28 protein-coding genes are annotated in these 24481 nt (G+C 56.1%); 20 read left to right on the top strand and 8 right to left on the bottom strand.

Annotated elements, in window-relative coordinates:
• Positions 1-4: 4 nt before the first annotated feature.
• A complete protein-coding gene (locus IM304_RS02685) occupies positions 5-517 on the top strand; it encodes a fimbrial protein (protein WP_193356226.1) in 513 nt (170 codons plus the stop codon).
• A 41-nt stretch (positions 518-558) separates the two neighbouring features.
• A complete protein-coding gene (locus IM304_RS02680) occupies positions 559-1200 on the top strand; it encodes a LuxR C-terminal-related transcriptional regulator (protein WP_193356225.1) in 642 nt (213 codons plus the stop codon).
• Between the two features lie 115 nt (positions 1201-1315).
• Here IM304_RS02680 and IM304_RS02675 read toward each other — a convergent pair whose 3' ends face one another.
• Genes IM304_RS02675 through ycgZ form a run of 3 tightly spaced genes read right to left on the bottom strand, consistent with a single transcriptional unit; the run spans position 1316 to position 2188 of the window.
• The gene (locus tag IM304_RS02675) at positions 1316-1594 is read right to left on the bottom strand and encodes a biofilm/acid-resistance regulator YmgB/AriR (RefSeq protein ID WP_022647868.1); all 279 of its coding nucleotides are present in this window, start codon (positions 1592-1594) and stop codon (positions 1316-1318) included.
• A gap of 29 nt (positions 1595-1623) precedes the next feature.
• Positions 1624-1944, bottom strand: coding sequence for a hypothetical protein (locus IM304_RS22205; RefSeq protein WP_227009725.1), 321 nt, complete (start codon positions 1942-1944; stop codon positions 1624-1626).
• A gap of 4 nt (positions 1945-1948) precedes the next feature.
• On the bottom strand, positions 1949-2188 hold the full coding sequence (ycgZ, locus tag IM304_RS02670) for a regulatory protein YcgZ (protein ID WP_193356224.1): 240 nt from the start codon (positions 2186-2188) through the stop codon (positions 1949-1951).
• 338 nt (positions 2189-2526) lie between these two features.
• Here ycgZ and IM304_RS02665 point away from each other — a divergent pair, with 338 nt between their 5' ends.
• The 9 genes from IM304_RS02665 (at position 2527) to IM304_RS02625 (ending at position 11615) form a co-directional block, all read left to right on the top strand.
• Complete coding sequence (locus IM304_RS02665; RefSeq protein ID WP_148418989.1) at positions 2527-3747, top strand: diguanylate phosphodiesterase; 1221 nt, start codon at positions 2527-2529, stop codon at positions 3745-3747.
• Positions 3748-3934: 187 nt separating this feature from the next.
• Positions 3935-4663 carry a MerR family transcriptional regulator gene (locus tag IM304_RS02660; protein ID WP_148418987.1) on the top strand — a complete coding sequence of 243 codons (729 nt, stop codon included), beginning with the start codon at positions 3935-3937 and terminating at the stop codon, positions 4661-4663.
• Positions 4664-4986: 323 nt separating this feature from the next.
• Positions 4987-5355 (top strand): Fe-S cluster assembly scaffold SufA, encoded by a 369-nt coding sequence (gene sufA / locus IM304_RS02655; RefSeq protein WP_148418983.1) that lies wholly within the window; start codon positions 4987-4989, stop codon positions 5353-5355.
• 8 nt (positions 5356-5363) lie between these two features.
• Positions 5364-6854 (top strand): Fe-S cluster assembly protein SufB, encoded by a 1491-nt coding sequence (sufB, locus tag IM304_RS02650; RefSeq protein WP_148418981.1) that lies wholly within the window; start codon positions 5364-5366, stop codon positions 6852-6854.
• Between the two features lie 9 nt (positions 6855-6863).
• Positions 6864-7610, top strand: coding sequence for a Fe-S cluster assembly ATPase SufC (sufC, locus tag IM304_RS02645; RefSeq protein WP_148418979.1), 747 nt, complete (start codon positions 6864-6866; stop codon positions 7608-7610).
• Positions 7585-8856 carry a Fe-S cluster assembly protein SufD gene (gene sufD / locus IM304_RS02640; protein ID WP_193356223.1) on the top strand — a complete coding sequence of 424 codons (1272 nt, stop codon included), beginning with the start codon at positions 7585-7587 and terminating at the stop codon, positions 8854-8856. The genes sufC and sufD overlap by 26 nt, the downstream gene beginning before the upstream one ends.
• Positions 8853-10073 carry a cysteine desulfurase SufS gene (gene sufS / locus IM304_RS02635; RefSeq protein ID WP_193356222.1) on the top strand — a complete coding sequence of 407 codons (1221 nt, stop codon included), beginning with the start codon at positions 8853-8855 and terminating at the stop codon, positions 10071-10073. The genes sufD and sufS overlap by 4 nt, the downstream gene beginning before the upstream one ends.
• 14 nt (positions 10074-10087) lie before the next feature.
• Positions 10088-10504 (top strand): cysteine desulfuration protein SufE, encoded by a 417-nt coding sequence (sufE, locus tag IM304_RS02630; protein ID WP_176610537.1) that lies wholly within the window; start codon positions 10088-10090, stop codon positions 10502-10504.
• A 97-nt stretch (positions 10505-10601) separates the two neighbouring features.
• Positions 10602-11615, top strand: coding sequence for a L,D-transpeptidase family protein (locus tag IM304_RS02625; RefSeq protein WP_193356221.1), 1014 nt, complete (start codon positions 10602-10604; stop codon positions 11613-11615).
• 61 nt (positions 11616-11676) lie between these two features.
• Here the strand turns inward: IM304_RS02625 and lpp are convergent, their stop codons facing one another.
• The 4 genes from lpp to IM304_RS02605 all read right to left on the bottom strand — a co-directional run bounded on the left by lpp (position 11677) and on the right by IM304_RS02605 (position 16552).
• Entirely contained in the window at positions 11677-11913 is a 237-nt protein-coding gene (lpp, locus tag IM304_RS02620; RefSeq protein WP_001082307.1) for a murein lipoprotein Lpp, read from the bottom strand.
• A 312-nt stretch (positions 11914-12225) separates the two neighbouring features.
• A complete protein-coding gene (pykF, locus tag IM304_RS02615) occupies positions 12226-13647 on the bottom strand; it encodes a pyruvate kinase PykF (RefSeq protein WP_080327350.1) in 1422 nt (473 codons plus the stop codon).
• A 377-nt stretch (positions 13648-14024) separates the two neighbouring features.
• The gene (locus IM304_RS02610; RefSeq protein WP_193356220.1) at positions 14025-15170 is read right to left on the bottom strand and encodes a PLP-dependent aspartate aminotransferase family protein; all 1146 of its coding nucleotides are present in this window, start codon (positions 15168-15170) and stop codon (positions 14025-14027) included.
• An 11-nt stretch (positions 15171-15181) separates the two neighbouring features.
• Positions 15182-16552, bottom strand: a complete 1371-nt coding sequence (locus IM304_RS02605; RefSeq protein ID WP_193356219.1) for a cystathionine beta-synthase — start codon at positions 16550-16552, stop codon at positions 15182-15184.
• Positions 16553-16951: 399 nt separating this feature from the next.
• On the opposite strand from IM304_RS02605, the gene IM304_RS02600 reads away from it, so the two are divergent.
• The 9 genes from IM304_RS02600 (at position 16952) to IM304_RS02560 (ending at position 24203) form a co-directional block, all read left to right on the top strand.
• Positions 16952-17974, top strand: coding sequence for a methionine ABC transporter ATP-binding protein (locus IM304_RS02600; RefSeq protein WP_193356218.1), 1023 nt, complete (start codon positions 16952-16954; stop codon positions 17972-17974).
• A complete protein-coding gene (locus tag IM304_RS02595; protein ID WP_193356217.1) occupies positions 17967-18635 on the top strand; it encodes a methionine ABC transporter permease in 669 nt (222 codons plus the stop codon). The genes IM304_RS02600 and IM304_RS02595 overlap by 8 nt, the downstream gene beginning before the upstream one ends.
• A gap of 24 nt (positions 18636-18659) precedes the next feature.
• Positions 18660-19472, top strand: a complete 813-nt coding sequence (locus tag IM304_RS02590) for a MetQ/NlpA family ABC transporter substrate-binding protein (protein ID WP_176610530.1) — start codon at positions 18660-18662, stop codon at positions 19470-19472.
• Between the two features lie 108 nt (positions 19473-19580).
• Positions 19581-19808: a fumarate hydratase FumD gene (fumD, locus tag IM304_RS02585; RefSeq protein ID WP_148418959.1), complete on the top strand. Its 228-nt coding sequence runs from the start codon at positions 19581-19583 to the stop codon at positions 19806-19808.
• 100 nt (positions 19809-19908) lie between these two features.
• A complete protein-coding gene (locus IM304_RS02580) occupies positions 19909-20076 on the top strand; it encodes a hypothetical protein (RefSeq protein ID WP_193356216.1) in 168 nt (55 codons plus the stop codon).
• 144 nt (positions 20077-20220) lie between these two features.
• A complete protein-coding gene (locus tag IM304_RS02575) occupies positions 20221-21627 on the top strand; it encodes a DUF1996 domain-containing protein (protein ID WP_193356215.1) in 1407 nt (468 codons plus the stop codon).
• Positions 21628-21719: 92 nt separating this feature from the next.
• On the top strand, positions 21720-23030 hold the full coding sequence (locus tag IM304_RS02570; RefSeq protein ID WP_227009724.1) for a sensor histidine kinase: 1311 nt from the start codon (positions 21720-21722) through the stop codon (positions 23028-23030).
• Positions 23023-23634: a response regulator transcription factor gene (locus IM304_RS02565; protein WP_148418953.1), complete on the top strand. Its 612-nt coding sequence runs from the start codon at positions 23023-23025 to the stop codon at positions 23632-23634. Before IM304_RS02570 ends, IM304_RS02565 begins: the two co-directional genes overlap by 8 nt.
• Positions 23635-23723: 89 nt before the next feature.
• A complete protein-coding gene (locus IM304_RS02560; protein WP_176610526.1) occupies positions 23724-24203 on the top strand; it encodes a heme-binding protein in 480 nt (159 codons plus the stop codon).
• Positions 24204-24242: 39 nt separating this feature from the next.
• Here the strand turns inward: IM304_RS02560 and IM304_RS02555 are convergent, their stop codons facing one another.
• The gene (locus IM304_RS02555) at positions 24243-24383 is read right to left on the bottom strand and encodes a hypothetical protein (protein ID WP_003857665.1); all 141 of its coding nucleotides are present in this window, start codon (positions 24381-24383) and stop codon (positions 24243-24245) included.
• Between the last annotated feature and the right edge of the window lie 98 nt (positions 24384-24481).

Here is a 24481-nt window from a genome sequence, read left to right as displayed (position 1 = left end):
AGCGATGAATATACTGCGCACGGTTGCGCACGCCGCCGTCTTAATCAGCTGTAGCGTATTTGCAGGGGAGAGCGTTAACGTCAGCGTTACCGGAAATATCATTGCCTCCCCGTGTATCTTTAATGAAGGAAATAATAGTCTGGATATTAATCTGGGCAATATTCAGGCAACCAACCTGGCGATGCCGGGCTCAGCCTCGGATCCGGTGCCGTTCAGCCTCCGCTTCACCCGGTGCCCGTCGGGAACGCGCGGCGTGACGGTCTCGTTTACCGGCACATCCGATCCCGTGGCGGGCGCGGATTACTTCAGGAACAGCGGTTCGGCCACCGGCGTGGCGATTGCCATGCGTGACGCCGGAACCGGTACGCTGAAGGGAACAGGCTCCGCTATGAGCCAAACCGTTGCCGCAGACGGAACCGCGATCCTGCCCATGCAGGCCTCGGTGGTTTCCGTGACCGGTGGCGTCACGCCGGGAAGCATCAGTGCAGTGGTTGTCATGACGATGCAGTACAACTGAGCGCAGGTGAATAGCCTTCATTAAAGACGTGGGTATCAACGATGTTAACGATTCTGATTCAGGAAACCGATCTGTTTTTCCAGGCCGGGTTACGGTATTTTTTCGAAGATTTTTTTGCGCATAACTTTCATCATCGTATCCGCTTTACCCTCGACCTGACCCATGACAACGTCAGCCAGGCCGATATCATCGTCCTTTCATTATGCCAGGGGGAGATGCTGACCTGTTTTCCAGAGCTGCTGTCCCGGCAAAAGGGGATTGTGATTGGGATGGTCGACGATGAGCTGCGATTTACCGCGTTGCCCTCCTGCTTTCAGGACATCATTTTCATTCCCCGCCGGACATCGCTCGATCGTATTGGCGGCGCTCTGTTTATCGCCTGGTTCAGGACGCAGTTACCGGACTACGCCTGGAGTAAAAAATCCTGCTTTGAGTGCAGGCATAAGGATTTATCCCGGCAGCAGATTCGTATTATGGTGAACTTTTACCGGGGCCTTTCGGTTGTGCAAACCGCAAGCGCGCTAAAGATGAGCGACAAAACGGTCTTTACCCACAAATATATGATGATGCAGAAGTTTAACCTGCGAAGTGATTACGAGCTGGTAGTCCTGCTGCGACGGATGATGGAGAAAAAGAGCCGTCCGAACCTGCTTCGTGATTATCTGGAAAATAACCGGGCCTGATGGGGGGCAGAATCGTCTACGCTTTTGCTGAGCTAAGCGGCTATGAAGTGTGGTCAGAACAAGAGGCTCGCTGTGCGAGCCTTCAGAATGTGGTATCAGTAACAAAGCGGGATAATTACAGATCGTCCATGGTATAGCCGACAACGATTTCCAGCGTCTTGCGGATCACGTCCGCCTTAACGACATCATCGGTAGTTTCCAGCGTCTGGATCAGCCAGAGGATGATCGCCTTGTTGGTCAGATGACCTTCGGATGCGAGAACACAACGTACCGCAGTTGAAAAAATGGCAGATTCTTCAGCAAAGCGATCGCCGGCGTGGCGGAAATACTCCGACAACGCGCTATCTAAAAAGGCGGAATGGTATTCGGGTTGAAGCTGAATATTTTGTCTCATTTGTTCTCACCGTAGCTGTGAAGTAGTAGTCAATGTATCTTTTTGGAATCGGACGGTTTTCCATTACCAAATAAGGGCACTACATTGTCTTGTTTAGACTGGAGAGTTCCCTCTCTCTCTGTTCGTCCTTGCGCGGTTCTGCGACCTTTAAAAGCGACCGTGTCTGAGCTGATTTCAGCTATTACCGTCGCCAGCGTCTCCCGCCGCCGGGGATCCGTTTCATATGCCTGCATGTCACGCAGCCGCTTAATCAACCCACCGGACGTCACGGATCCTCGCTCCTTCAGAAGTGAAAGAACGGCTTCTCCAATAAGCAGGTCGATAAGTTTGTCTGCGTCTCCACTGTTCATAACATTAACGTTCGAACAGCAGACCAAGCAGCATGTGATAATGTTGTTCCTCTTCCGGGCCATTGGCCTTTTCGAGTCGGCTCAAAAGTTTGGTGCAGAGCGATTTGCGGTTGAGATTCCGCCCGTCGCTAAGAATTTCAACAACAACCTGACCCAGCGTTTCCTGCTGGGTTGGCAGCGCGGCTTTTTCGAAGTACTGCGCAATGGCTGCTGCTGAGTCTGCGACGTAACCATTCTGGTGCATGTTTCGCTCCTGTAAAAATCTGTAATCAGTAACGTTACATTTAAGGTATACATAATTTTCAAATCTGTACATTTAAAATGTACAATTTTTTAAACATTTTATAATATATTTTATAATCTTATTATTTATCAGGGTGTTACTGATGAGTAATTTTAAGCGTCCACCCGAGAATATATTGTACAATCCGAAGCGGGGACCTGGAGTTGTACAAACTGCCAAATGTTACCTGGGTGCTGTTTAAATCATTGAGATGTAAATTATTTGTTGGGCAATAAATATGCTATAACAGAGCGCTATCCACGAGCTTCGTGGTCACCCCCTCTACCTTCAGGATTAGCATGCTAACGACCATCATTTACCGCAGCCATATCTGCGAGGACGTTCCAGTGAAAGCGCTGGAGGACATGGTAGCTGCTGCAAATTGTAGAAATCGCCAGTTCGATGTGACGGGGATTTTGCTGTTTAACGGCACCCACTTTTTCCAGTTACTGGAAGGGCCCGCTGAAAACGTCAGGGAAATCTATCAGCTCATCTGCCAGGATCCGCGACACCACAACGTGGTCGAGCTGCTGAGCGATCACGGCCCCTTACGACGGTTTGGCAACGCCGGTATGGAGCTTTTTGACCTTCGTCAGTACGACACGGACGAAGTGCTGCAACAGGTGCTTGATAAAGGCACGACAAAGTATCAGCTGACCTACAGCGACCGTGCCCTGCAGTTTTTCCGCACGTTCGTTGAGGCGACTGAAAAAGCGAACTATTTTGAGCTGCCTCCGGCAGACTCCTGGGATTTTGTCAGCGAAGAGACGGCGCTGTCGTCCCAGCCCGCGGTCGTGCCAAAGGGGGCGGAGTGTAGCTTCGCGTTTCAGCCTATCGTCGATCCCTTTATGCAGCAGGTGGTGTCCTGGGAAGCGCTGATCCGCACGCCCGACGGTGATTCCCCTGAAGCGTACTTTGCTAACCAGTCGAGCGAGGCGCTGTACGACTCGGATCTGAAAAGCAAGCAGGTGGCGCTGTCGATGGCCAGCGCGCTGGGCTTGCAGGATCAAACGCTGTGCATCAACCTGCTGCCGATGACGCTGGTGAACGTTCCCGGAGCCGTGGATTTTTTACTTACGGCAATCGAGGCGAACGGATTTGTGCCGGAGCAGATTGTGGTTGAATTTACCGAGCGTGAGGCGATCTCGCGTTTCGAAGAGTTTACCAGTGCGGTCCGACAGCTCAAAAGCGCCGGCATCAGCGTGGCCATCGATCACTTTGGGGCCGGATTTGCCGGGCTACAGCTGCTTGCCGAGTTCCAGCCGGACAGAATTAAGATTAATCGTGATTTAATCGCTAACGTACACAAGAGCGGCCCGCGTCAGGCCATCGTGCAGGCGATAATCAAGTGCTGCGCTTCGCTGGAGATCCAGTTCTGTGCCGTAGGCGTCGAGCTGGCAGAAGAGTGGATGTGGCTGGAGTCTGCCGGGATTTCTCAGTTCCAGGGACACCTGTTTGCCAGCCCGCGTCTTGGCGGTATTCCGGCGATTGCGTGGCCTGAGAAAAAGTTCGATTTTTAAAAACTTGTACTCAACCCGCAAGAGTTACCTGTACGTACGGCAAAATTTATACAACAATATATTAACGAGTGAATGGCTCATTGAGCCATTCACTTGCTCAGAACGAGGAGTTAGTTATACAAATGGTTTGTACAATCTGATAAGGTTGGTTAGGTTAGGTATGGAAGTATTGAGCGTGAGGGAGTTAATGGCCTATTACAGTATCGGCGAAGTGGCCGAACGATGCGGTATCAACCCCGTTACGCTGCGTGCCTGGCAGCGCCGTTATGGATTGTTGAAGCCGCAGCGCAGCGAAGGGGGTCATCGTCAGTTTGACGATGAGGATATCCTGCGTATCGAAGAGATCAAACGCCTGATGAAAACGGGCATTTCGGTCGGCAAAGTAAAAGCCCTTCTTGAAAATAAAGAAGTGATGACGCAGGGGAACTGGGCATCCTTCCAGGAAGAGATGCTGACCGTTCTGCGCTATGCCAGCCCGGCAAAGCTGCGCGCCAAAATCGGCGAGTTCCGCCGCGATCATGCGATGGACGCCCTGATCGATAACATCATTACCCCGGTACGACAGCGAATGAACCAGGATCAGAATACGGTGCGCCATATGGCGAGCCTGCTCGACGGCGTCCTGATCGAGTTTGCCGTCACAAGCCTGCTGGACGCGCGAAAAAAAGCGGGTAAAGACGCGCTGCTGGTAGGGTGGGAATGCGACGACCGTACGCACCTGTGGCTGGAAGCGGCGCGTCTTGCCGGTAAAGGCTGGCACATTGACGTACTGGCTGAACCGATTGATTCTCCGCGCCCGGAACTCTTCCCGGGGCAAAAAATATTCGTCTGGACAGGTAAAGCGCCGACGCCTCGCCAGCAGGAGCAGCTCGACCACTGGCGTGAACAGGGCTTTGCGGTATCGTTCCACCACTAAATTAAGGGGGTCCGTCAGGGCCTTTTTTGTTTACGCATTTCCTTCTTCAGTCCTGAACAATATCTATCTCAAAAATAGGTATTTTCAATGCATTTTTTCTTTTTGCCTGCCACGCCACGATCTTTCTGATGAAATGCATTATTTATCAATGTATTGAACAAATATAACCATCCCATCCGCATCCCGTCACAGGGTCTATGCTTAATGAAAGTAGCCAAAAAGGGCGGTTTAGCCCAAAGCCCCTGCTCGCAGGGGGTTGAAGTGATAATCGTTATCACTAACATGGTGTTATGCCCTGGTGGCTTATCAGATGAGGTGGACCTATGGAACTGCATTCAGAAACCTTCAATCCGGCCGATTTCGCCTGGCGTGGCTTGACGCTCACGCCTGCGGCAGCGGCCCACATACACGAGCTGGTGGGGAAAAACCCCGATATCCTCGGCGTGCGCCTGGGCGTTAAGCAGACCGGCTGCGCGGGCTTTGGCTACGTGCTGGACACCGTTACCGAGCCCGAAAAAGATGACCTGGTCTTTGAAACCGACGGAGCAAAACTGTACGTCGCGCTTCAGGCCATGCCGTTTATCGACGGAACTGAAGTCGATTACGTTCGGGAAGGTTTAAACCAGTTATTCAAATTTCATAACCCGAAAGCCCAGAACGAATGCGGCTGCGGCGAAAGCTTTGGGGTATAGGCGGTACTATGTCTCGTAATACTGAAGCAACGAGTGATGTAAACACCTGGAGCGGCGGACACCTCAACTATAAAGAGGGTTTCTTCACGCAGCTGCAAACCGACGAGCTGGCGAAAGGCATTAATGAAGACGTCGTGCGCGCCATTTCGGCCAAGCGTAACGAACCTGAGTGGATGCTGGAATTTCGCCTCAGCGCCTTCCGCGCCTGGCTGGAGATGGACGAACCACACTGGCTTAAGGCGCACTATGACAAGCTGAACTATCAGGATTACAGCTATTACTCCGCGCCATCCTGCGGCAGCTGTGATGACACCTGCGCGTCGCAGCCCGGTGCGGTACAGCAAACGGGCGCGGATAACAGCTTCCTGAGCAAAGAGGTGGAAGAGGCGTTTAACCAGCTCGGCGTGCCCGTGCGTGAGGGTAAAGAGGTGGCGGTGGACGCCATCTTTGACTCCGTATCGGTGGCAACGACCTACCGTGAAAAGCTGGCGGAGCAGGGGATCATTTTCTGCTCCTTCGGCGAAGCCATTCACGACCACCCGGAGCTGGTGAAAAAGTATATCGGCACCGTGGTACCGAGTAACGACAACTTCTTCGCGGCGCTGAACGCGGCGGTAGCCTCAGACGGCACCTTTATCTACGTGCCGAAAGGGGTGCGCTGCCCGATGGAGCTGTCGACCTATTTCCGCATCAACGCGGAAAAAACCGGCCAGTTTGAACGCACCATTCTGGTGGCGGACGAAGGCAGCTACGTCAGCTACATTGAAGGCTGTTCCGCGCCGGTACGCGACAGCTACCAGCTGCACGCGGCGGTGGTGGAAGTCATCATCCATAAAGACGCGGAAGTGAAATACTCCACGGTGCAGAACTGGTTCCCGGGCGACGGGAATACCGGCGGGATCCTGAACTTCGTCACCAAGCGCGCGCTGTGCGAAGGCGAAAACAGCAAGATGTCCTGGACGCAGTCAGAAACCGGCTCCGCCATTACCTGGAAATACCCGAGCTGCATTCTGCGCGGGGATAACTCCATCGGTGAGTTTTACTCCGTGGCCCTGACCAGCGGACATCAGCAGGCCGATACCGGCACCAAGATGATCCACATCGGTAAAAACACTAAATCGACCATCATCTCCAAAGGTATCTCCGCCGGGCACAGCCAGAACAGCTACCGCGGGCTGGTGAAAATTATGCCGACGGCCACCAACGCGCGTAACTTCACCCAGTGCGACTCGATGCTGATTGGTGCCGACTGCGGGGCGCATACCTTCCCGTACGTCGAGTGCCGCAATAACAGCGCCCAGCTTGAGCACGAGGCCACCACGTCGCGCATCGGTGAAGACCAGCTTTTCTACTGCCTGCAGCGCGGGATAAGTGAAGAAGATGCGATTTCAATGATTGTTAACGGCTTCTGTAAGGACGTGTTCTCTGAACTACCGCTGGAATTTGCCGTTGAAGCCCAGAAACTCCTCGCCATTAGTCTTGAACACAGCGTCGGTTAAGGAAAGCACATGTTAAGCATTAAAGATTTACAGGTTAGCGTGGAAGACAAAGCCATCCTGCGTGGCCTCAATTTTGACGTTAAGCCGGGTGAAGTTCACGCCATTATGGGGCCAAACGGCTCCGGGAAAAGCACGCTTTCAGCGACGCTGGCGGGACGCGAAGATTATGAAGTCACCCACGGCTCCGTTGAGTTTAACGGTAAAGATCTGCTGGAGATGTCGCCGGAGGAGCGAGCCGGTGAGGGGATCTTCATGGCCTTCCAGTATCCGGTAGAAATTCCGGGCGTCAGTAACCAGTTCTTCCTGCAAACCGCGCTGAACGCGGTGCGCAAGTATCGCGGCCTGGAGGCGCTGGATCGCTTTGATTTCCAGGACCTGATGGAGGAGAAGATCGGGCTGCTGAAAATGCCGGAAGATCTGCTGACCCGCTCGGTGAACGTGGGTTTCTCCGGCGGTGAGAAAAAGCGCAACGATATACTCCAGATGGCGGTGCTTGAGCCGGAGCTGTGCATTCTCGACGAGACGGACTCCGGTCTGGATATCGATGCCCTGAAGATCGTCGCTGACGGGGTGAACTCCCTGCGCGACGGCAAACGGTCATTCATTATCGTCACCCACTATCAGCGTATTCTGGACTACATCAAGCCCGACTACGTCCACGTGCTTTACCAGGGGCGCATTGTGAAATCCGGCGACTTTACGCTGGTTAAACAACTGGAGGAGCAGGGTTATGGCTGGCTTACCGAACAGCAGTAATGCACTCCAGCAGTGGCACCGGCTGTTTGAAGCGCAGGGCGAATCGCGTTCTGAACAGGCTCAGCACCATCTTCAGCAGATGCTGCGTCTCGGCCTGCCTACGCGCAAGCATGAAAACTGGAAATATACTCCGCTGGACGGCCTGCTGAACGGCGAGTTTGTTACGCGTCTGGCGCAGGTTAGCCCTGACAGGCGCGACGCGCTGGCGCTAAGCGTGGATGCCGCGCGTCTGGTGTTTGTCGACGGCCAGTTCCGGGCCGAGCTGAGCGACAGCGTGCAGGGCAGCGGGTTCGATATCGAGATTAACGACGAGCGCCAGAGCCTGAGCGCCCCGGTTCAGCCTGAGGTCTTCCTGCACCTGACCGAGAGCCTGTCCCGCAGCGTGACGCATATTCGGGTGAAGCGTAACCAGCGCCCGGCGAAGCCGCTGCTGCTGATGCACATCACGCAGGGCGTTGAGGGTGACGAGATCAACACCGCCCACTATCGTCATCATCTTGAGCTGTCAGAAGGGGCGGAGGCGACGGTAATCGAGCATTACGTCAGCCTTAACGATACTCGCCACTTCACCGGCTCGCGCCTGACGATGAACGTGGCCGCCAATGCGCAGCTTCACCATATCAAGCTGGCGTTTGAGAATCCGCTCAGCCACCACTTTGCCCACAACGATGTGCTGCTTGGCCAGGATGCCGCGGCGTACAGCCACAGCTTCCTGCTCGGCGGGGCGGTGTTGCGCCACAATACCAGCACCCGGCTGAACGGAGAAAACACCACGCTGCGCATTAACAGCCTGGCGATGCCGGTCAAATCGGAAGTGTGCGACACGCGTACCTGGCTTGAGCACAACAAAGGCTACTGCAACAGCCGCCAGCTGCACAAAACTATCGTCAGCGACAAAGGGCGTGCGGTGTTTAACGGTTTGATCAACGTGGCGCAGCACGCCATCAAAACCGACGGGCAGATGACCAACAATAACCTTCTGCTGGGGCGTCTGGCGGAAGTCGACACTAAGCCGCAGCTGGAGATCTACGCCGACGACGTGAAGTGCAGCCATGGCGCGACGGTCGGGCGCATTGACGATGAGCAGATGTTCTACCTGCGCTCGCGCGGGATAGACCAGCAGGCGGCGCAAAAGATGATTATTTACGCCTTTGCGGCCGAGCTGACGGAAGCGCTGCCCGATGGCGCACTTAAACAGCAGGTGCTGGCCCGCATCGGCCAGCGTCTGCCTGGAGGCGAAGCATGACGTTCCCCGTAGAGAAGATCCGGGCAGATTTTCCGGTGCTGACCCGTGAGGTAAACGGCCTGCCGCTGGCCTATCTCGACAGTGCGGCCAGCGCGCAAAAACCGAACCAGGTGGTGGATGCGGAAGCGGAATTTTACCGCCACGGTTATGCGGCGGTGCACCGCGGTATTCACACCCTGAGCGCCGAAGCGACGCAGCGCATGGAAAACGTGCGTACGCAGGCGGCGGCCTTCCTCAACGCGCGTTCGCCGGAAGAGCTGGTGTTCGTCCGCGGGACCACCGAAGGGATCAACCTGGTGGCCAACAGCTGGGGCACCGCGCAGGTGCGTGCGGGTGACAACATCATCATCACCCAGATGGAGCACCACGCCAACATCGTGCCGTGGCAGATGCTCTGTGAGCGCGTGGGTGCCCAGCTGCGGACGATCCCGCTGAACGAAGACGGCACGCTGCAGCTGGAGCAGCTGGATGCACTGCTGGACGACAGGACGCGGCTGGTGGCCGTAACCCACGTTTCAAACGTGCTGGGGACGGAAAACCCGGTGGCGCAGATCGTCGATAAGGCCCACCAGGCTGGCGCGAAGGTGCTGATTGACGGGGCGCAGGCGGTTATGCACCATGCGGTTGACGTTCAGGCGCTGGACTGCGATTTCTACGTCTTCTCGGGCCACAAGCTCTATGGCCCGACGGGCATCGGGGTGCTGTACGTAAAAGAGGACATTCTCCAGGCCATGCCGCCGTGGGAAGGGGGCGGGGCGATGATCGCCACCGTCAGCCTGACGGAAGGCACAACCTACGCCCGCGCGCCGTGGCGCTTTGAGGCGGGTACGCCAAACACGGGCGGGATTGTCGGGCTGGGAGCGGCCCTTAGCTACGTCTCTGAAGCGGGGCTGGAGGCTATTCAGGAGTACGAGCGGCAGCTGATGCAGTACGCCCTGCACGAGCTTGCCGGCGTCCCGGATTTAACCTTATACGGCCCGGCAGACCGTCTTGGCGTAATAGCGTTTAACCTCGGGAAGCATCACGCCTACGATGTGGGCAGTTTCCTCGATAATTACGGCGTCGCCGTGCGCACAGGGCACCACTGTGCAATGCCGCTGATGGCCTTTTATCAGGTGCCCGCGATGTGCCGCGCGTCGCTGGTGATGTACAACACAATGGAAGAGGTCGACAGGCTGGTGGCGGGACTAAAACGTATTCACCAGCTGCTTGGCTAACGGAGAGGCGAGAGATGGCAGAATTGCCGGACAGAGATAAATTGCTGCGCAACTTTGGGCGTTGCGCAAACTGGGAAGAGAAATACCTTTATATCATCGAACTGGGTCAGCGCCTGCCGCCGCTCGGCGAAGAGGCGCATAACCCGGACAACATCATTCAGGGCTGCCAGAGCCAGGTGTGGATCCTGATGCGGCAGAATGACGACGGGGCGATAGAATTTCAGGGCGACAGCGACGCTGCCATCGTAAAGGGGCTGATTGCCGTCGTGTTTATTCTTTATCACCAGATGTCGGCGCAGGATATTGTCGCCTTTGACGTCCGCCCGTGGTTTGAAAAAATGGCCTTAACCCAGCACCTCACTCCGTCCCGCTCCCAGGGGCTGGAAGCGATGATCCGCGCTATCCGCGCCAAAGCCGCAATCCTTAGCTAAACTTACAGAACAGCATTCATTCTGTTTCGCGGGGTGGTTTCCACCTCGCTGGTTTTTCAGCTTTCTGGCGTTCTGCCAGTGAATAAGGAATCTCAGCATGAAGCGCGCGTCTCTAATAACTCTATTACTCCTCGGTTCGCTCGGTGCGCTTAATTCAGCCCGGGCGGTTGATTATCCTTTGCCGCCTGCGGGCAGCCGCCTGATTGGGCAAAATCAGACGTACACCATTCAGGAAGGGGACAATAAGCTCCAGGCGATCGCCCGCCGGTTTAATACCGCGGCGCAGCTTATCCTTGAAGCGAATAATACCATTGCGCCGGTAAACCCTGCGCCAGGTACGGTGATCACCATCCCGTCCCAGATGCTGCTCCCGGACACCGAGCGAGAAGGCATCGTGGTGAACCTGGCGGAGCTGCGTCTTTACTTCTACCCGCCGGGTGAAAATATCGTGCAGGTCTATCCGCTGGGTATTGGTCAGCTTGGGCTGGAAACGCCGGTCAGCACCACTCGCGTGAGTCAGAAAATCCCTAACCCAACGTGGACGCCCACAGCGGGCATCAGAGCACGCTCGCTGGCGCAGGGCATTAAACTGCCGCCTGTGGTACCCGCAGGGCCAAATAACCCGCTGGGGCGCTATGCGCTGCGTTTAGGCATCGGGAATGGGGAATATCTCATTCACGGTACCAGCGCGCCGGACAGCGTAGGGCTGCGCGTTAGCTCTGGCTGTATGCGAATGAACGCGCCGGATATTAAAGCGCTGTTTGAAAACGTGCGCGTCGGAACGCGGGTACAGATTATCAATGAGCCGGTTAAATTCTCCGTAGAGCCGGACGGTAAACGCTATATCGAAGTGCACAGGCCGCTGGCGCAGGTCGAAGGGGAAAACCCTCAGACGGCATCGTTCACGCACTCTGCGGCGTTCACCGCGTTTGCAGGGGAGGCGGGCAGCGATAAAACGCTTATTGATAAGGCGCTGTCGCGCAGGGCAGGTATCCCGGTAGCCGTATCAGCGGGCAATGCGCCATCTTCAGGCAGTGCGGTCCTGTCGGTGCAGAACAGTCGGGTATCAGCGGCGGTTGCGGAAGGCGAAGGTGAGAAGGTAACGCAGTAGGCGGTTTGACGCAGACAAAAAAAATGGCGCACAATGTGCGCCATTTTATTAACAGGTACTATTACTTACGGTATTTAGTAGCCTGGTTGTCCAGACGCTGGTTAGCGCGAGCTGCGTCGTCTTTAGCAGCCTGAACGTCGGAACGCATTGCGTTCACGTCGTTGCTCAGCTGGTCAACTTTAGCGTTCAGAGTCTGAACGTCAGAAGACAGCTGATCGATTTTAGCGTTGCTGGAGCAACCTGCCAGCAGAGTAGAACCCAGGATTACCGCGCCCAGTACCAGTTTAGTACGATTCATTATTAATACCCTCTAGATTGAGTTAATCTCCATGTAGCGTTACAAGTATTACACAAACTTTTTTGGGTTGAGAATATTTTTTTGATGGGATTACGCCTATTTTTGATCGTTCGCTCAAAGAAGCAACGAAATCGGCAGTTTTGACGAAAAAGCTATGTTAAAAAAGGCATTTTTCATCGGATTCATCTTAGATAATTCGCGATTAAATAGAGAAACCCGATTTGCTTTTTGAATAGTTCTGGTTAAAGGCGGGAATAAAAAAAGCGTCCCGCAGGACGCTTTTTAACAAAAATATAATTTGTTCGGGAAATATTACAGCACGTGAACAGATGCGGTGTTAGTTGTGCCGGACGGAACCAGAGCACCAGAAACCATTACCACAACGTCGCCTTTCTGTGCCAGACCGCGGTCAACCAGCTCCAGAGCCACTTCTTTACCCAGACGATAGAAATCATCGGTAGAGGCAATTTCTTTCACCAGGTGTGGGATCACGCCTTTGCTCAGCACCAGCTGACGTGCGGTGGTTTCGTTGGTGGTCAGCGCCAGAATGGTCGCGTCCGGGAAGTATTTACGCACCGCGCGAGCAGATTTGCCGCCCTGCGTCGCAACCACAATCAGTGGCGCTTCCAGTTTCTCAGCGGTTTCTACCGCGCCACGGCACACGGCTTCGGTGATGCGCAGTTTACGGCTGTCGTTGTTGTAATCCAGGCGGCTCTTCATCACGCGGTCGGTACGCTCACAGATGGTCGCCATGATGCTGACCGCTTCCAGAGGGTATTTACCTTTAGCAGACTCGCCAGAAAGCATTACCGCATCGGTACCGTCGAGGATGGCGTTAGCCACGTCGCCGGCTTCTGCGCGGGTAGGGCGTGGGTTTTTGATCATGGAGTCCAGCATCTGCGTGGCGGTGATAACCACCTTACGCGCGCGAACACACTTCTCGATCATCATCTTCTGCGCGAAGATCACTTCTTCAACCGGGATTTCAACGCCCAGGTCGCCACGCGCAACCATGATACCGTCAGACGCTTCGAGGATTTCGTCGAAGTTGTTCAGGCCTTCCTGGTTTTCGATTTTGGAGATGATCTGGATCTTCTCGCCGCCGTGCGCTTTCAGGTGCTCGCGGATTTCAACCACGTCAGAACGCTTACGGATAAAGGACGCCGCAACGAAGTCAACGCCCTGTTCGCAACCGAAGATCAGGTCTTGCTTGTCTTTTTCAGCCAGCGCCGGCAGCGCAATAGAAACGCCCGGCAGGTTAACGCCTTTGTTTTCGCCCAGGTCGCCGTTGTTCAGCACTTTACAGATAACCTTGTTACCTTCGATGGCGGTGACTTCCATGCCGATCAGACCGTCATCCACCAGAACGGTGTTGCCGACAGACAGATCGCTGGTAAAGCCTTCATAGGTTACTGCAACGATTTCGTTATTACCTACCACGGACTTGTCGGTGGTGAAGGTGAAGGTCTGGCCTGCTTTCAGCGAAACGTCGTTACCGCCTTCCAGCTTAATGGTACGGATTTCAGGACCTTTGGTGTCGAGCAGGATCGCGGCTTTTTTACCGGTTTTGCTCATCACGTTGCGCAAGTTCTGGATACGCTGACCGTGTTCAGCATAGTCACCGTGGGAGAAGTTCAGACGCATCACGTTCATGCCGGCATCCAGCATTTTGCTCAGCATCTCTTCGGATTCGGTTTTCGGGCCGATAGTACAAACAATTTTCGTCTTTTTCATGACAGTCTTAGTCTTTAAGTTGGGAAGGATATGGAAATCTCGCTCCGGGGGCGCACCGCCGCGGAGTCAAACCTGTGTTGCGAAAGAGTCTATGACACGCACTAAGAATAGGTGACATCACATGAGCGTGCAGAAGAAAGTGTGCCTGAGTGCCAGCCCAACGAAGGAGAGGAGAAGTTGTACGTTGTTTTTTGTATTCCAAGCGCTGAAACCATTCACCAGGGATTTGGCGCGCATTATACGCTGATTCAACGCAAAAAGGAAAATGGAAACGGTGTTTCAAAAACAATCTGTGCAGATTCACATAAGTTTGTTATCAAGGCGTTAAGGCATAATGTCATCTTATGACGGCAGGCGGTACGCCCGCCGTCTTTTGCTCACTTTTCCAGCGCCTGCTGGAGGTCCGCGATCAGGTCGTTTGCATCTTCAATTCCCACCGACAGGCGGATGAGCTGCGGCACAATGCCGTTCGCAAGCCGTTGCGCGAGGGGAATGGAGGCGTGGGTCATGCTGTAGGGCTGGCTCACCAGGCTCTCCACGCCACCCAGGCTTTCTGCCAGGGTAAAAAGCCTCAGGCTGCGGATCGCGTCTGTTGCGCGTTGCGCATCTCCCTTTATTACTACCGAGATCATGCCGCCCGGTAGCGCCATCTGGCGGCGGGCAAGCGCGTGCTGCGGGTGTGACGCCAGCCCGGGATAGAATACGCTTTCAACCTGCGGATGCTGCTCCAGCCATTGCGCAATCGCCAGCGCGTTGGCGCTGTGCTTTTCCATACGCAGTGAAAGGGTGCGGATCCCCCGCAGTGTCAGGAAGCTGCTGAACGGATCCAGAACACCGCCAACCGCGTTTTGCAGATAGCCGAGGCGCTCCGCCAGCTCGTTATCTGCCCCGACCACCGCCAGCCCGGCGACCACGTCTGAATGGCCGTTGAGATATTTGGTGGCGGAGTGCACCACGATGTCAAAACCCGATGCCAGGGGGCGATGAATGACCGGGGAGGCGAAGGTATTATCCGCCACGCTGATGACGTTATGGCGCCGGGCGACGTCCGCGATGGCCGCCAGATCGGCCAGCTTCAGCAGCGGGTTGGTCGGCGTTTCTACCCAGATCATCCGGGTGTCCGGGCGAATGGCGGCCTCAAGACCGGCTAAATCGTCCGGCTTAACCCAGCTCACCTGCAGCCCGGCGCTGCGCTTGCGGACGTTTTCAATCAGGCGATACGTACCGCCATACACGTCATCAATGGCGACAATATGGCTGTCTTTGTCCAGCAGCTCCAGCACGGTGGAGATGGCCGCCAGGCCGGAGGCAAACGCGTATCCGCGCGTGCCGCCTTCCAGTTCGGCGATGGCGGTTTCCAGCGCGTGGCGGGTCGGGTTGCCGCTGCGCGAGTATTCATAGCCGGTGTGCTCACCCGGCGACGGTTGCGCAAACGTCGAGGTGGCGTAAATCGGCGGCATGACGGCGCCGTGCCGATCGCGATACTCGCCGCTGTGTACGCTGAGGGTTGCCAGATTTTTCATCGTTTGTTCCTTTATTTTTGCAGACGGTTGCGCCACGCGGTGAGAACGTCGCTGCGCGTAATCAGACCCAGAAAGCGGTCCTGGTCATAGATAATGGCGACCAGGCCACGGTCAAAAATGGCGTGCAGCGCGCTCTCCGGCGCCTGCTTATCCAGAGACTCGACCTGCCGGGTCATGGCCGCCGTCACGGGGAGGGAGAAGCGTTCCCCGTCTCCGCCGATGTGCCGGAGCAGGTCCCATTCGTCAACGATGCCGATGACCTTATCGTTATCGAGCACCGGCAGCTGCGAGATGTCGTACAGGCGCATGCGGGCCAGCACGGTGGAAAGGGTGTCATCCGGCGCGGCGGTGACCGTCGCGCCTTCATCATGCCGCAGGGCGATATAGTCGGAGAGATCGCCTGCCCGGGGGCGCGAGATAAGTCCCTGCTGGCGCATCCAGTCGTCGTTGAACATCTTTGAGAGATATTTATTGCCGCTGTCGCACGCGAAGGTGACCACGCGTTTCGGCGTAGTTTGTGCCTGACAGTATTTCAGCGCCGCCGCCAGCAGCGTGCCGCTGGAGGAGCCCGCCAGGATCCCCTCCGTTTTCAGCAGCTCACGCGCGGTGGCGAACGCTTCGCGATCGGTAATGCGCCAGGCGCGCTCCACCCCTTCGATATGCGCCAGCGGGGGGATAAAGTCCTCGCCAATCCCTTCAACCAGCCACGACCCGGCATCGTGATAGCGCCCGGTCTCGACCTGGTCCGCCAGCACCGACCCGGCCGGATCGGCAAGCACAAATTCCGTCTGCGGCGAGTGTTCAGCGAACCACGCCTGCAGGCCGCCCAGCGTACCGCCGGATCCGACGCCGACGACGATGGCGTCGATTTGCCCGTCAAGCTGTGCAAAGAGTTCAGGAGCGGTAGTGGTGCGGTGCGCCAGCGGGTTGGCCTCGTTATTGAACTGGTCAATATAAAACGCGCCAGGCACCTCGTTCGCCAGGCGCCGGGCGTAATCCTGGTAATAGGCCGGATGGCCCTTGTTCACATCTGAGCGGGTCAGCACAACCTGCGCGCCCAGCGCCCGCAGGTGGAAAATCTTCTCGCGGCTCATTTTGTCCGGCACGACCAGCATCAGCGCGTAGCCTTTCTGCGCGGCAATCAGCGCCAGCCCCAGCCCGGTATTCCCCGCCGTGGCTTCGATAATGGTGCCACCGGGCTGAAGCCGCCCCGTACGCTCGGCTTCGTTAATCATCGACAGCGCGACGCGGTCTTTGATCGAGCCGCCGGGGTTCTGGTTTTCCAGCTTGAGGAACAGCGAGCAGGGGCCGGTATCAAGCTTGTGCAGCTGTATAACCGGCGTGCGGCCAATCATTTCGGTGACGGAGTGGTAGATCGTCATGGTTATTTCCTGTCAGGAGGTCATGACCGGATGATAGGACCACGAAATTTGCTCAATAAAGAACGTTTCACCAGGTTTTAGAGCGGAAAGGAATATTCATCATGTTTTCAGACGCAAGGACAGCGAGACGTAAAGTTGTCTGGATGTGGGGATGGCTATACGCGCTAAAAATGCTGTAAAAATATCCGATTTTATCGGATGCCGCCGGGCTGCTATGCGTCTGGCAGATAACCATTTCTGATATTCATCTAAGCGTTTCCCGCCAGCCGCTCTGCTGCTTATTTCCTGACGTTATATGAAATTCCTTTTTGGTCATTTAAAAGCTGATAACGGCTGTTTACTATCTTTTGGACATCCATACTGCTAAACCGCTATATGCGAATCGGATAACCCATAAGAATGATCGTACTCAGCAATATTTCGAAGGTTTTTGATAACGGAAAGGCGTCGCTCACCGCCGTTGATAACGTCAATCTGACGATAGAGCAGGGACAGATTTATGGAATTATCGGCTACAGCGGGGCCGGAAAAAGCACGCTGATCCGCCTGCTGAACGGGCTGGAAAAGCCGAGCGCCGGAAGCGTCACCATCAACGGACAGGATATCTCCGCCGCAAAAGGGGAAGCGCTGCGTCAGGCACGCCTGAAAATCAGCATGGTGTTCCAGCACTTTAACCTGCTCTGGTCGCGCACGGTGCGGGAAAACATCGCCTTTTCAATGCAAATTGCCGGTGTGCCAAAAGCGCAAATTCAGGCCCGCGTCGCCGAGCTGGTGGAGCTGGTCGGCCTGAAGGGGCGCGAGAATGCCTACCCGTCGCAGCTGAGCGGCGGGCAAAAACAGCGCGTTGGGATTGCCCGCGCGCTGGCCAACCATCCGGACGTGCTGCTGTGTGACGAAGCGACCTCCGCGCTGGATCCGCAGACCACCGATCAGATCCTCGATCTGCTTCTGGACATTAACCGCCGTTTTAACCTGACCATCGTGCTGATCACCCACGAGATGCACGTGGTGCGCAAAATCTGCGATCGCGTGGCGGTGATGGAGAACGGCAGGGTGGTGGAAGAGGGAGACGTGCTGAGCGTATTTACGCATCCGCAGCAGCCGATCACCCGTCAGTTCGTCCGTCAGGTAAGCCAGTACGCCGAAGCTGAAACCTTTAATACGGAGCTGGCAACCGGGCTGGAAGGCACGGTCATCAGGCTGACCTTTACGGGACACAGCACGCACAGGCCGATCGTGGGTGAACTGACCCTGCGCTACGGCCTGCCGTTTAACATCCTGCACGGGAAAATGACGCAAACCGCCCACGGCGTTTTCGGGCAGCTCTGGGTGCACGTGGCGGCATCCGATGAACAACTGAACAATATCCTCGCCGACCTGAAGCAAAGCGATATTGAAGGCGAGGTAATTAAGCATGGCTGAAAATCTTTTTCCGCACCTGAAGTGGGATCAGCTGTGGGCTGCAACGCAGGAGACGCTCTACATGACCGCGCTTTCGGGCGTGGCGACCTTTATTCTGGGGATCGCGCTTGGTCTGGCGCTGTTTTTAACCGCCCGCGGCGGGTTGTTCCACAACCGCACGGTCTACAGCGTGATTTCGATAGTGGTGAACGTGTTTCGTTCTATCCCGTTCATCATACTCATCGTCCTGCTGATCCCGTTCACCAAGACCATCGTGGGCACCATTCTTGGCGCCAACGCCGCGCTGCCCGCCCTGATTGTTGGTGCCGCGCCGTTTTACGCCCGCCTGGTCGAGATTGCCCTGCGTGAAGTGGATAAAGGGGTTATTGAAGCCACGCGCTCGATGGGCGCACGGCTGAGCACGCTCGTGTTTCGGGTTTTATTGCCGGAATCCTCACCCGCCCTGGTGTCAGGGATGACGGTGACGCTGATTGCGCTGGTGAGCTACAGCGCAATGGCAGGGGTAATTGGTGCCGGCGGCTTGGGAAATCTGGCATATCTGGAAGGATTCCAGCGCAACCATGGTGACGTCACGCTGGTGGCAACGGTGACCATTTTAATCATCGTTTTCATTGTCCAGTTCTGCGGCGATGTCATCACATCACTGTTAGATAAACGCTAATAAATACACACAGGAACCATCATCATGAAAAAAACGCTGACGCTGATCGCCGCAGCCACCCTGAGCGCCCTGAGCTTCGCCTCCTGGGCTGACACCCTGACCGTGGGCGCGTCCAACACGCCGCACGCCGAAATTCTGGAGCAGGCAAAGCCGATTCTGGCGAAGCAGGGTATCGATCTGGAGATTAAACCGTTTCAGGACTACATTCTGCCTAACACCGCGCTGGCCGGGCGCGACATCGACGCTAACTACTTCCAGCACGTTCCTTATCTGAACAGCGTGCTGAAAGATCACGCGGGCGATAAGGAGTATGATTTCGTGAGTGCGGGCGCGATCCACATCGAGCCAATCGGCATTTATTCCAAAAAATACAAATCGCTGAAGGATCTGCCGGAGGGCGGCAAAATCATCATGCGTGACGCGGTTTCCGAGGAAGGCCGTATTCTGTCTATCTTCGAAAAAGAGGGCGTGATCAAGCTCAAGCCAGGCATTGATAAAGTGACCGCGCGGATCAGCGATATCGTTGAGAACCCGAAAAAGCTGCAGTTTACCCCTAACGTTGAAGCCTCCCTGCTGCCGCAGATGTACAACAACGACGAAGGTGCGGCGGTGGTGATCAACGCCAACTACGCCATCGATGCAGGCCTGGATCCGGTTCACGACCCGATTGCGGTTGAAAGCGGTGAAAACAACCCGTACGCCAACATCATTACCGTCCATCGCGGAGACGAGAAGAAGAAAGATATCGTCGCGCTGGTGAACGTGCTGCACTCCAAAGAGATCCAGGACTGGATCCGCACCAAATACAAAGGCGCGGTGATCCCGGTAAATAACTAATCTTCTGATTTTTAAGATGAAGCCCGGCGGGAAATACGCCGGGCTTCTTTTTTGTATCCGGCCGACGAATCATTTAAGCTGACGCTTTAGGGCAACGGAGTGATGACAATGGGCAATGTGACCAAAGACGAAGCGCTGTATCAGGAGATGTGCCGGGTAGTAGGCAAGGTCGTTCTCGAAATGCGTGATTTAGGCCAGGAGCCGAAGCATATTGTCATTGCGGGCGTATTGCGTACCGCGCTGGCGAACCAGCGCGTTAAGCGCAGCGAGCTGACAACCAAAGCGATGGAAACGGTGGTAAAAGCGCTTTCCGGCCACGACGTCAGCGCGTCGTGAGTTACTCAGATCCCGCATATCAACAGCCATTATTGTTATTTCCCCTTCATGGCTAACGCGTGCTTAACTGAGTTCCGGTTAAGCGAGAAGGGTAATGACGATGAAAAAGTGGATAAGCACGTTACGGCGGTTTTTTGCGGCCCGATCAGCGAGTGCGGAGAACAGCGCGCAACGTGTTCTTGAGTTAGTATTGCCCGTCGCCAGCCTGTACGGCGTGGACGTAGCCAACATTGACCCGGAGTGGTTCAATGATAAAACGTCACGCTGAACTGCGCCGGACGCGCGAAACGTACTGGAATGAGCTGTGCGTGATGCGTGTAAAGCAGGGATGAGCGGAAAAATACGCGGGTAAATCCTCGGTAAACCGCAGCCGTTTTGCTACCACTATCTCCTCTCAACGATGGAGATAATAATGAAACGGACAGTATTAACCCCGGCACTTTCTGCCACCGCTCTACTGATTGCCATGCAGGCGGCGCACGCCGGGCCACAGGCGCACGTTGTCTGCGCTTACTCCCACACCCTCGGCGACGATGCCATTATGATGTACGGCATGCCCAACGAGGCCATGCTGCACGACTTCTTTGGCAACGAGCAGGCGGATGCTTACGCCAGCCGTGAATCGCTGCGGGCGCATGAAAAAACCACCTGCGATAATAAAGCAGACGGCTCGGCCTACTGGGCCCCTTCGCTGAAGCTGCCTGACGGAACGGTGGTTAAACCCGCCTATCAAAAAACCTACTATCAGGCATCGAACGTTGACGCCTGGCCGCTGCACCCTTTCCCGGCGGGGCTGTCGCTGCTGGCAGGCGACCATCATGGTACCGCGCCGAACCCACATATCACCTTCCTGTGCGCCAACGGCAGGGGCTACACCACCAAAACGGGTGAGGTTTGCGGCCTGCGCAAGGCGAACGATGCCGTGCAGTTTAATATCGGCATTCAGTTCCCGAACTGCTGGGACGGGGTAAACCTGAAGCCCGCCCACGGCCTGGCCAACGCCACCTACGATACCAGAGGGCAGTGCCCGTCCGCCTTCCCGGTAAAAATCCCGACCGTTAACATGAATGTTGCGTACGTGCTACCGACGATCGACTCTCTGGATACCAGCAAAGTGCAGCTCTCCCTCGATCCAATCATGCACGGAGACGAGCGTGAAGAGCGGTGGGGAAGCCTGTATACCGCTCATGCTGACTTTATGAACGGCTGGACGGAAGATGCCGCGCGCTTTATGACCGACCTGTGCATGAACCGCGGGATGGATTGCGGCACCACCGTTCCGTATGGTTATTCGAAACCGAAGGCCAACGTCTGGCTCAGCAGCCTGGAGCCAGCGCTTTCCCAGCCGGATCCGCAGGTTCTGCTGGTGCAGGATAACTGGAAGAACGGCGGTCGCACGCGCAACAGCGAAACGCTGTCGCTGGTGAAGTTCCGCATTCCGCCGCTGCCTGCCGGACAGGACCCCTCGCAGTTTAAATACCGCGTGCGTATCTACGGCGGGAAAGTGGAAACTAACGGCGCGGACCAAATCTTCTTCTATCCGGCGAGCAACGACTGGGATCCGGCCAGCGTGAGCTGGCATTCGCGACCGTCCTGTAACTACCGTTCGGATGCGATACTTTACCTGAATCACTCCCGGGAATACCGGATGGTGGATGTCGATAAAGCGGTGCGCAAGGCGCTGGCAGAAGGTAAAACCGAGATTTCATGGTACATCGGTGGCGATCGTCAGGGAAACCACTATCAGTTTGACGCGGCATCCTCCCCACAGGGCCCGATCCTCATGCTGACCGGTTTTAGCAGAACGCCGGAGATCTGATAACGTCCGCGTTTTTTTGTTCTCATCAGCGTTAACTGGTAATGTCGACAGCCTGAATGACTGCGCCCGTTAACGCTATGAGCTTAAAAAAGATGATAAAGCGCAGCATCGCTGCATGGGTGGCGGTCTGCCTGATAAGCGGTGTGCTGCTGTATGCGGAACAGATACGTCGCCAGTACTGGGAGCGCGATCGCGAGTTTACGGCACGCTATTCGGCGATCGGCGCGGTGCTGACGCAAAATGAATCGGTGCTTCCGCTTCTGAGCGGCGATGAAGATATCACCGCGTTACGCAAAAAGTTTCCTTCTGTCCTGGCCCTGGAAAAAACCGCGGGGCGTGCGCTGGACGCCCCGCGCGTGGAGCCGTTTAGCGGGGTGCGGTACTGGTTATACAATCCCTGGCGGCAGATACGCGTGCTGGTCGACCTAAGCGCGCTGATTCCCGCGCGCCATAGCTTCGCGCAGCTGCATCTTAACGTCACGAACGGCGATGATCCGCCATCCTCCGGCGCTTTCTGGCGCTGGCAGCGCGCTTTCCCGCAGCATACCCAGCCCTTCGTTCTTACAGCCGAGGCAGAGCCTGACTGGTTCAGCGTTTCCCTGCTGCCTTACCTGCTGCTCTTTCTAACGTGGGGGGTAGCGATTGCGGGCGTGGGAAGCGTGCTCTGGCAGCGCAAACAGCGGCAGCAGGCCGAGCAGCGCGCCCGCTATTATCAGCATGCCAGGCTTAACACGCTGGGGGAGATCACCGCGGGCATAGTCCATGAAATTAACCAGCCGCTTACCGCCGTGCAAACCTGGATCCAGGGGGCGCAGCGACAGCTCGAGGCTAATCCGCAGGCCGTGCCGCAGGCGCTTGCGGCCGCGCTGCTGCAAACGCAGCGCATCAGCGCCCTGCTGACGCGCTTTCGCGAGCATGTGGTACAGGAGAAGGTGACCCTGCGCGAAACCGATCTGGTGCAGTGCTGGCAGCAGGTTGAGAGCCTGCTGGAGCACGAGCGCAAATCGAACCGTATCGCGGTCATCCACGCGTTTGCAGCGGATGCCACGACCGTGCTGGCAGACAGGCTCTGGCTGGAGCAGGTACTGCATAACCTGCTCAGCAATGCGATTCAGGCTCAGCAGGAGAGCACGCACGGCTGGGTGCGGATCGACAGCCAGAAAAACGAGAAGGGCATTCTGGTCACGCTTACCGACGGCGGGCCGGGATTTAGCCCGGAGGCCCTGCAAAACGCCTTTATGCCCTTCTTTAGCGGACGCCCCGGCGGAACGGGGCTGGGGATGACGTTAACGGAAACGCTAATAACCCGCATGAACGGCTCGATCGCGCTGGGCAACGCCCCGCAGGGCGGGGCGCAGATCCGGCTGCAGCTGGCAGAAGGTAAGGAGACAAAGCATGGATAAGGTGGTCTGGCTCATCGATGACGATGAGTCCATCAGGGAATCATTGACGTTTTTACTCTCCGGAATGGGCTGGCAGGTTAAGGCATTCGAGAGCGTCGATGCCTTTACGCTGGCGCACGGCGGCGAAACGGCGCTTGTCGGCTGTCTGCTGCTGGATATGCGCATGCCGGGCAAGGGCGGGCTTGCCTGGCTGGAAGAGGGTGAATGGCCCTGGCCGCTGCTGCCGGTCGTTATCATGACCGGGCACGGAACGGTCGACGCCTGCCGTCGCGCGTTTCGCAACGGCGTGTTTGAGTTCTTCACCAAACCCCTGGACGCCGACAGGCTTATCGAAACGGTTGGCATGGCTTTCGAAGAGAGCCTGCGGCGATCTGCCGCCTGGCAGGATATCTCGCGGATTAAAGCGCGATTTGAACAGCTAACCGCGCGGGAGCACGAGGTGCTGAGCGTGCTGATGGAAGGATGCAGCAACAAAGAGGCGGCTGCGCGTCTTAACCTCTCCCCGAGGACCGTGGAAGCGCACCGCGCGGCGGCGTTTGCCAAGCTTGGCGTCAGCAGCCTGGTTCAGGCGAGCCGGGAATATGACAAATTGCAATCCGTATAACTACCAGGTGGAGTGCGTAATCAACCGAATTACGCGTAGACGCGCGCTTCAGTAATCTCGGGTTGTCTCCCAACACTCGAGGAAGTGCAATGAAAAAAGTATTGATGGTGGCGGCACTGGTCGCGGGTAGCGTAAGCCTGGCTGCACGGGCGGATGCGCTGAATCAGAAAAGCCTCTCTCTGGCACAGGCTAACGCGCTGGCAACGTCCGCCGTTCAGGCCTGTATGGCAAAGCACTATCAGGTTACGGTGACCGTGGTTGACCGCGCAGGGGTTGTTAAGGCAGTGCAGCGCACGGATAACGCTGGCCCACATACGGTAAAAGCCAGCGAAATGAAGGCCTATACCGCGCTGAGTACGAAAAACGCGTCAGGTAAGGTAATGGAAGCTGCACAGACTAACGCGGGCGCGCAGAATATGCGTGATGTTCCCGGCTTCCTGCTGCTGGCGGGTGGTTTACCGATAAAAGAGGGCGATGAGGTGATTGGGGCGATTGGCATCGGCGGCGCGCCGGGCGGTCATCTTGATGAAGCCTGTGCCCAGGCGGCCATTGACGGGGCCGGACAGTAATTCATAAAAAAAAGCACCGGCATTGCCGGTGCTCTGTATTCAGATCTTGCAGGCATCGCCGCAGTCGTCATCGGCGACGATCGCCTGGGCTTTTTTATCCGCGTCGTCAAGACGTTCCGCGTTACGCTCTTCTGCTTCATCCAGCCCGTTAAAGACTAAGTTATCGAGATCAATTTCCATGTGGCACCTGCGTTTTCAGTTTTTGATACCGGCAGAGTATAAGCCAAAAAAACCGGGCAGTGCACCTCGCAGCACATAAGGATAATCCCTGCCATACT

The sequence above is a fragment of the Enterobacter cloacae complex sp. P40C2 genome, assembly GCF_014930695.1.
Taxonomy (GTDB): Bacteria; Pseudomonadota; Gammaproteobacteria; order Enterobacterales; family Enterobacteriaceae; genus Enterobacter; species Enterobacter pasteurii.
This window is presented reverse-complemented; position numbering and strand designations above follow the sequence as displayed.

Coding starts and splice junctions, on each gene's coding strand:
- IM304_RS02685 (WP_193356226.1), top strand. CDS start 5: ATGAATATACTGCGCACGGTTGCGCACGCCGCCGTCTTAATCAGCTGT.
- IM304_RS02680 (WP_193356225.1), top strand. CDS start 559: ATGTTAACGATTCTGATTCAGGAAACCGATCTGTTTTTCCAGGCCGGG.
- IM304_RS02675 (WP_022647868.1), bottom strand. CDS start 1,594: ATGAGACAAAATATTCAGCTTCAACCCGAATACCATTCCGCCTTTTTA.
- IM304_RS22205 (WP_227009725.1), bottom strand. CDS start 1,944: ATGAACAGTGGAGACGCAGACAAACTTATCGACCTGCTTATTGGAGAA.
- ycgZ (WP_193356224.1), bottom strand. CDS start 2,188: ATGCACCAGAATGGTTACGTCGCAGACTCAGCAGCAGCCATTGCGCAG.
- IM304_RS02665 (WP_148418989.1), top strand. CDS start 2,527: ATGCTAACGACCATCATTTACCGCAGCCATATCTGCGAGGACGTTCCA.
- IM304_RS02660 (WP_148418987.1), top strand. CDS start 3,935: ATGGCCTATTACAGTATCGGCGAAGTGGCCGAACGATGCGGTATCAAC.
- sufA (WP_148418983.1), top strand. CDS start 4,987: ATGGAACTGCATTCAGAAACCTTCAATCCGGCCGATTTCGCCTGGCGT.
- sufB (WP_148418981.1), top strand. CDS start 5,364: ATGTCTCGTAATACTGAAGCAACGAGTGATGTAAACACCTGGAGCGGC.
- sufC (WP_148418979.1), top strand. CDS start 6,864: ATGTTAAGCATTAAAGATTTACAGGTTAGCGTGGAAGACAAAGCCATC.
- sufD (WP_193356223.1), top strand. CDS start 7,585: ATGGCTGGCTTACCGAACAGCAGTAATGCACTCCAGCAGTGGCACCGG.
- sufS (WP_193356222.1), top strand. CDS start 8,853: ATGACGTTCCCCGTAGAGAAGATCCGGGCAGATTTTCCGGTGCTGACC.
- sufE (WP_176610537.1), top strand. CDS start 10,088: ATGGCAGAATTGCCGGACAGAGATAAATTGCTGCGCAACTTTGGGCGT.
- IM304_RS02625 (WP_193356221.1), top strand. CDS start 10,602: ATGAAGCGCGCGTCTCTAATAACTCTATTACTCCTCGGTTCGCTCGGT.
- lpp (WP_001082307.1), bottom strand. CDS start 11,913: ATGAATCGTACTAAACTGGTACTGGGCGCGGTAATCCTGGGTTCTACT.
- pykF (WP_080327350.1), bottom strand. CDS start 13,647: ATGAAAAAGACGAAAATTGTTTGTACTATCGGCCCGAAAACCGAATCC.
- IM304_RS02610 (WP_193356220.1), bottom strand. CDS start 15,170: ATGAAAAATCTGGCAACCCTCAGCGTACACAGCGGCGAGTATCGCGAT.
- IM304_RS02605 (WP_193356219.1), bottom strand. CDS start 16,552: ATGACGATCTACCACTCCGTCACCGAAATGATTGGCCGCACGCCGGTT.
- IM304_RS02600 (WP_193356218.1), top strand. CDS start 16,952: ATGATCGTACTCAGCAATATTTCGAAGGTTTTTGATAACGGAAAGGCG.
- IM304_RS02595 (WP_193356217.1), top strand. CDS start 17,967: ATGGCTGAAAATCTTTTTCCGCACCTGAAGTGGGATCAGCTGTGGGCT.
- IM304_RS02590 (WP_176610530.1), top strand. CDS start 18,660: ATGAAAAAAACGCTGACGCTGATCGCCGCAGCCACCCTGAGCGCCCTG.
- fumD (WP_148418959.1), top strand. CDS start 19,581: ATGGGCAATGTGACCAAAGACGAAGCGCTGTATCAGGAGATGTGCCGG.
- IM304_RS02580 (WP_193356216.1), top strand. CDS start 19,909: ATGAAAAAGTGGATAAGCACGTTACGGCGGTTTTTTGCGGCCCGATCA.
- IM304_RS02575 (WP_193356215.1), top strand. CDS start 20,221: ATGAAACGGACAGTATTAACCCCGGCACTTTCTGCCACCGCTCTACTG.
- IM304_RS02570 (WP_227009724.1), top strand. CDS start 21,720: ATGATAAAGCGCAGCATCGCTGCATGGGTGGCGGTCTGCCTGATAAGC.
- IM304_RS02565 (WP_148418953.1), top strand. CDS start 23,023: ATGGATAAGGTGGTCTGGCTCATCGATGACGATGAGTCCATCAGGGAA.
- IM304_RS02560 (WP_176610526.1), top strand. CDS start 23,724: ATGAAAAAAGTATTGATGGTGGCGGCACTGGTCGCGGGTAGCGTAAGC.
- IM304_RS02555 (WP_003857665.1), bottom strand. CDS start 24,383: ATGGAAATTGATCTCGATAACTTAGTCTTTAACGGGCTGGATGAAGCA.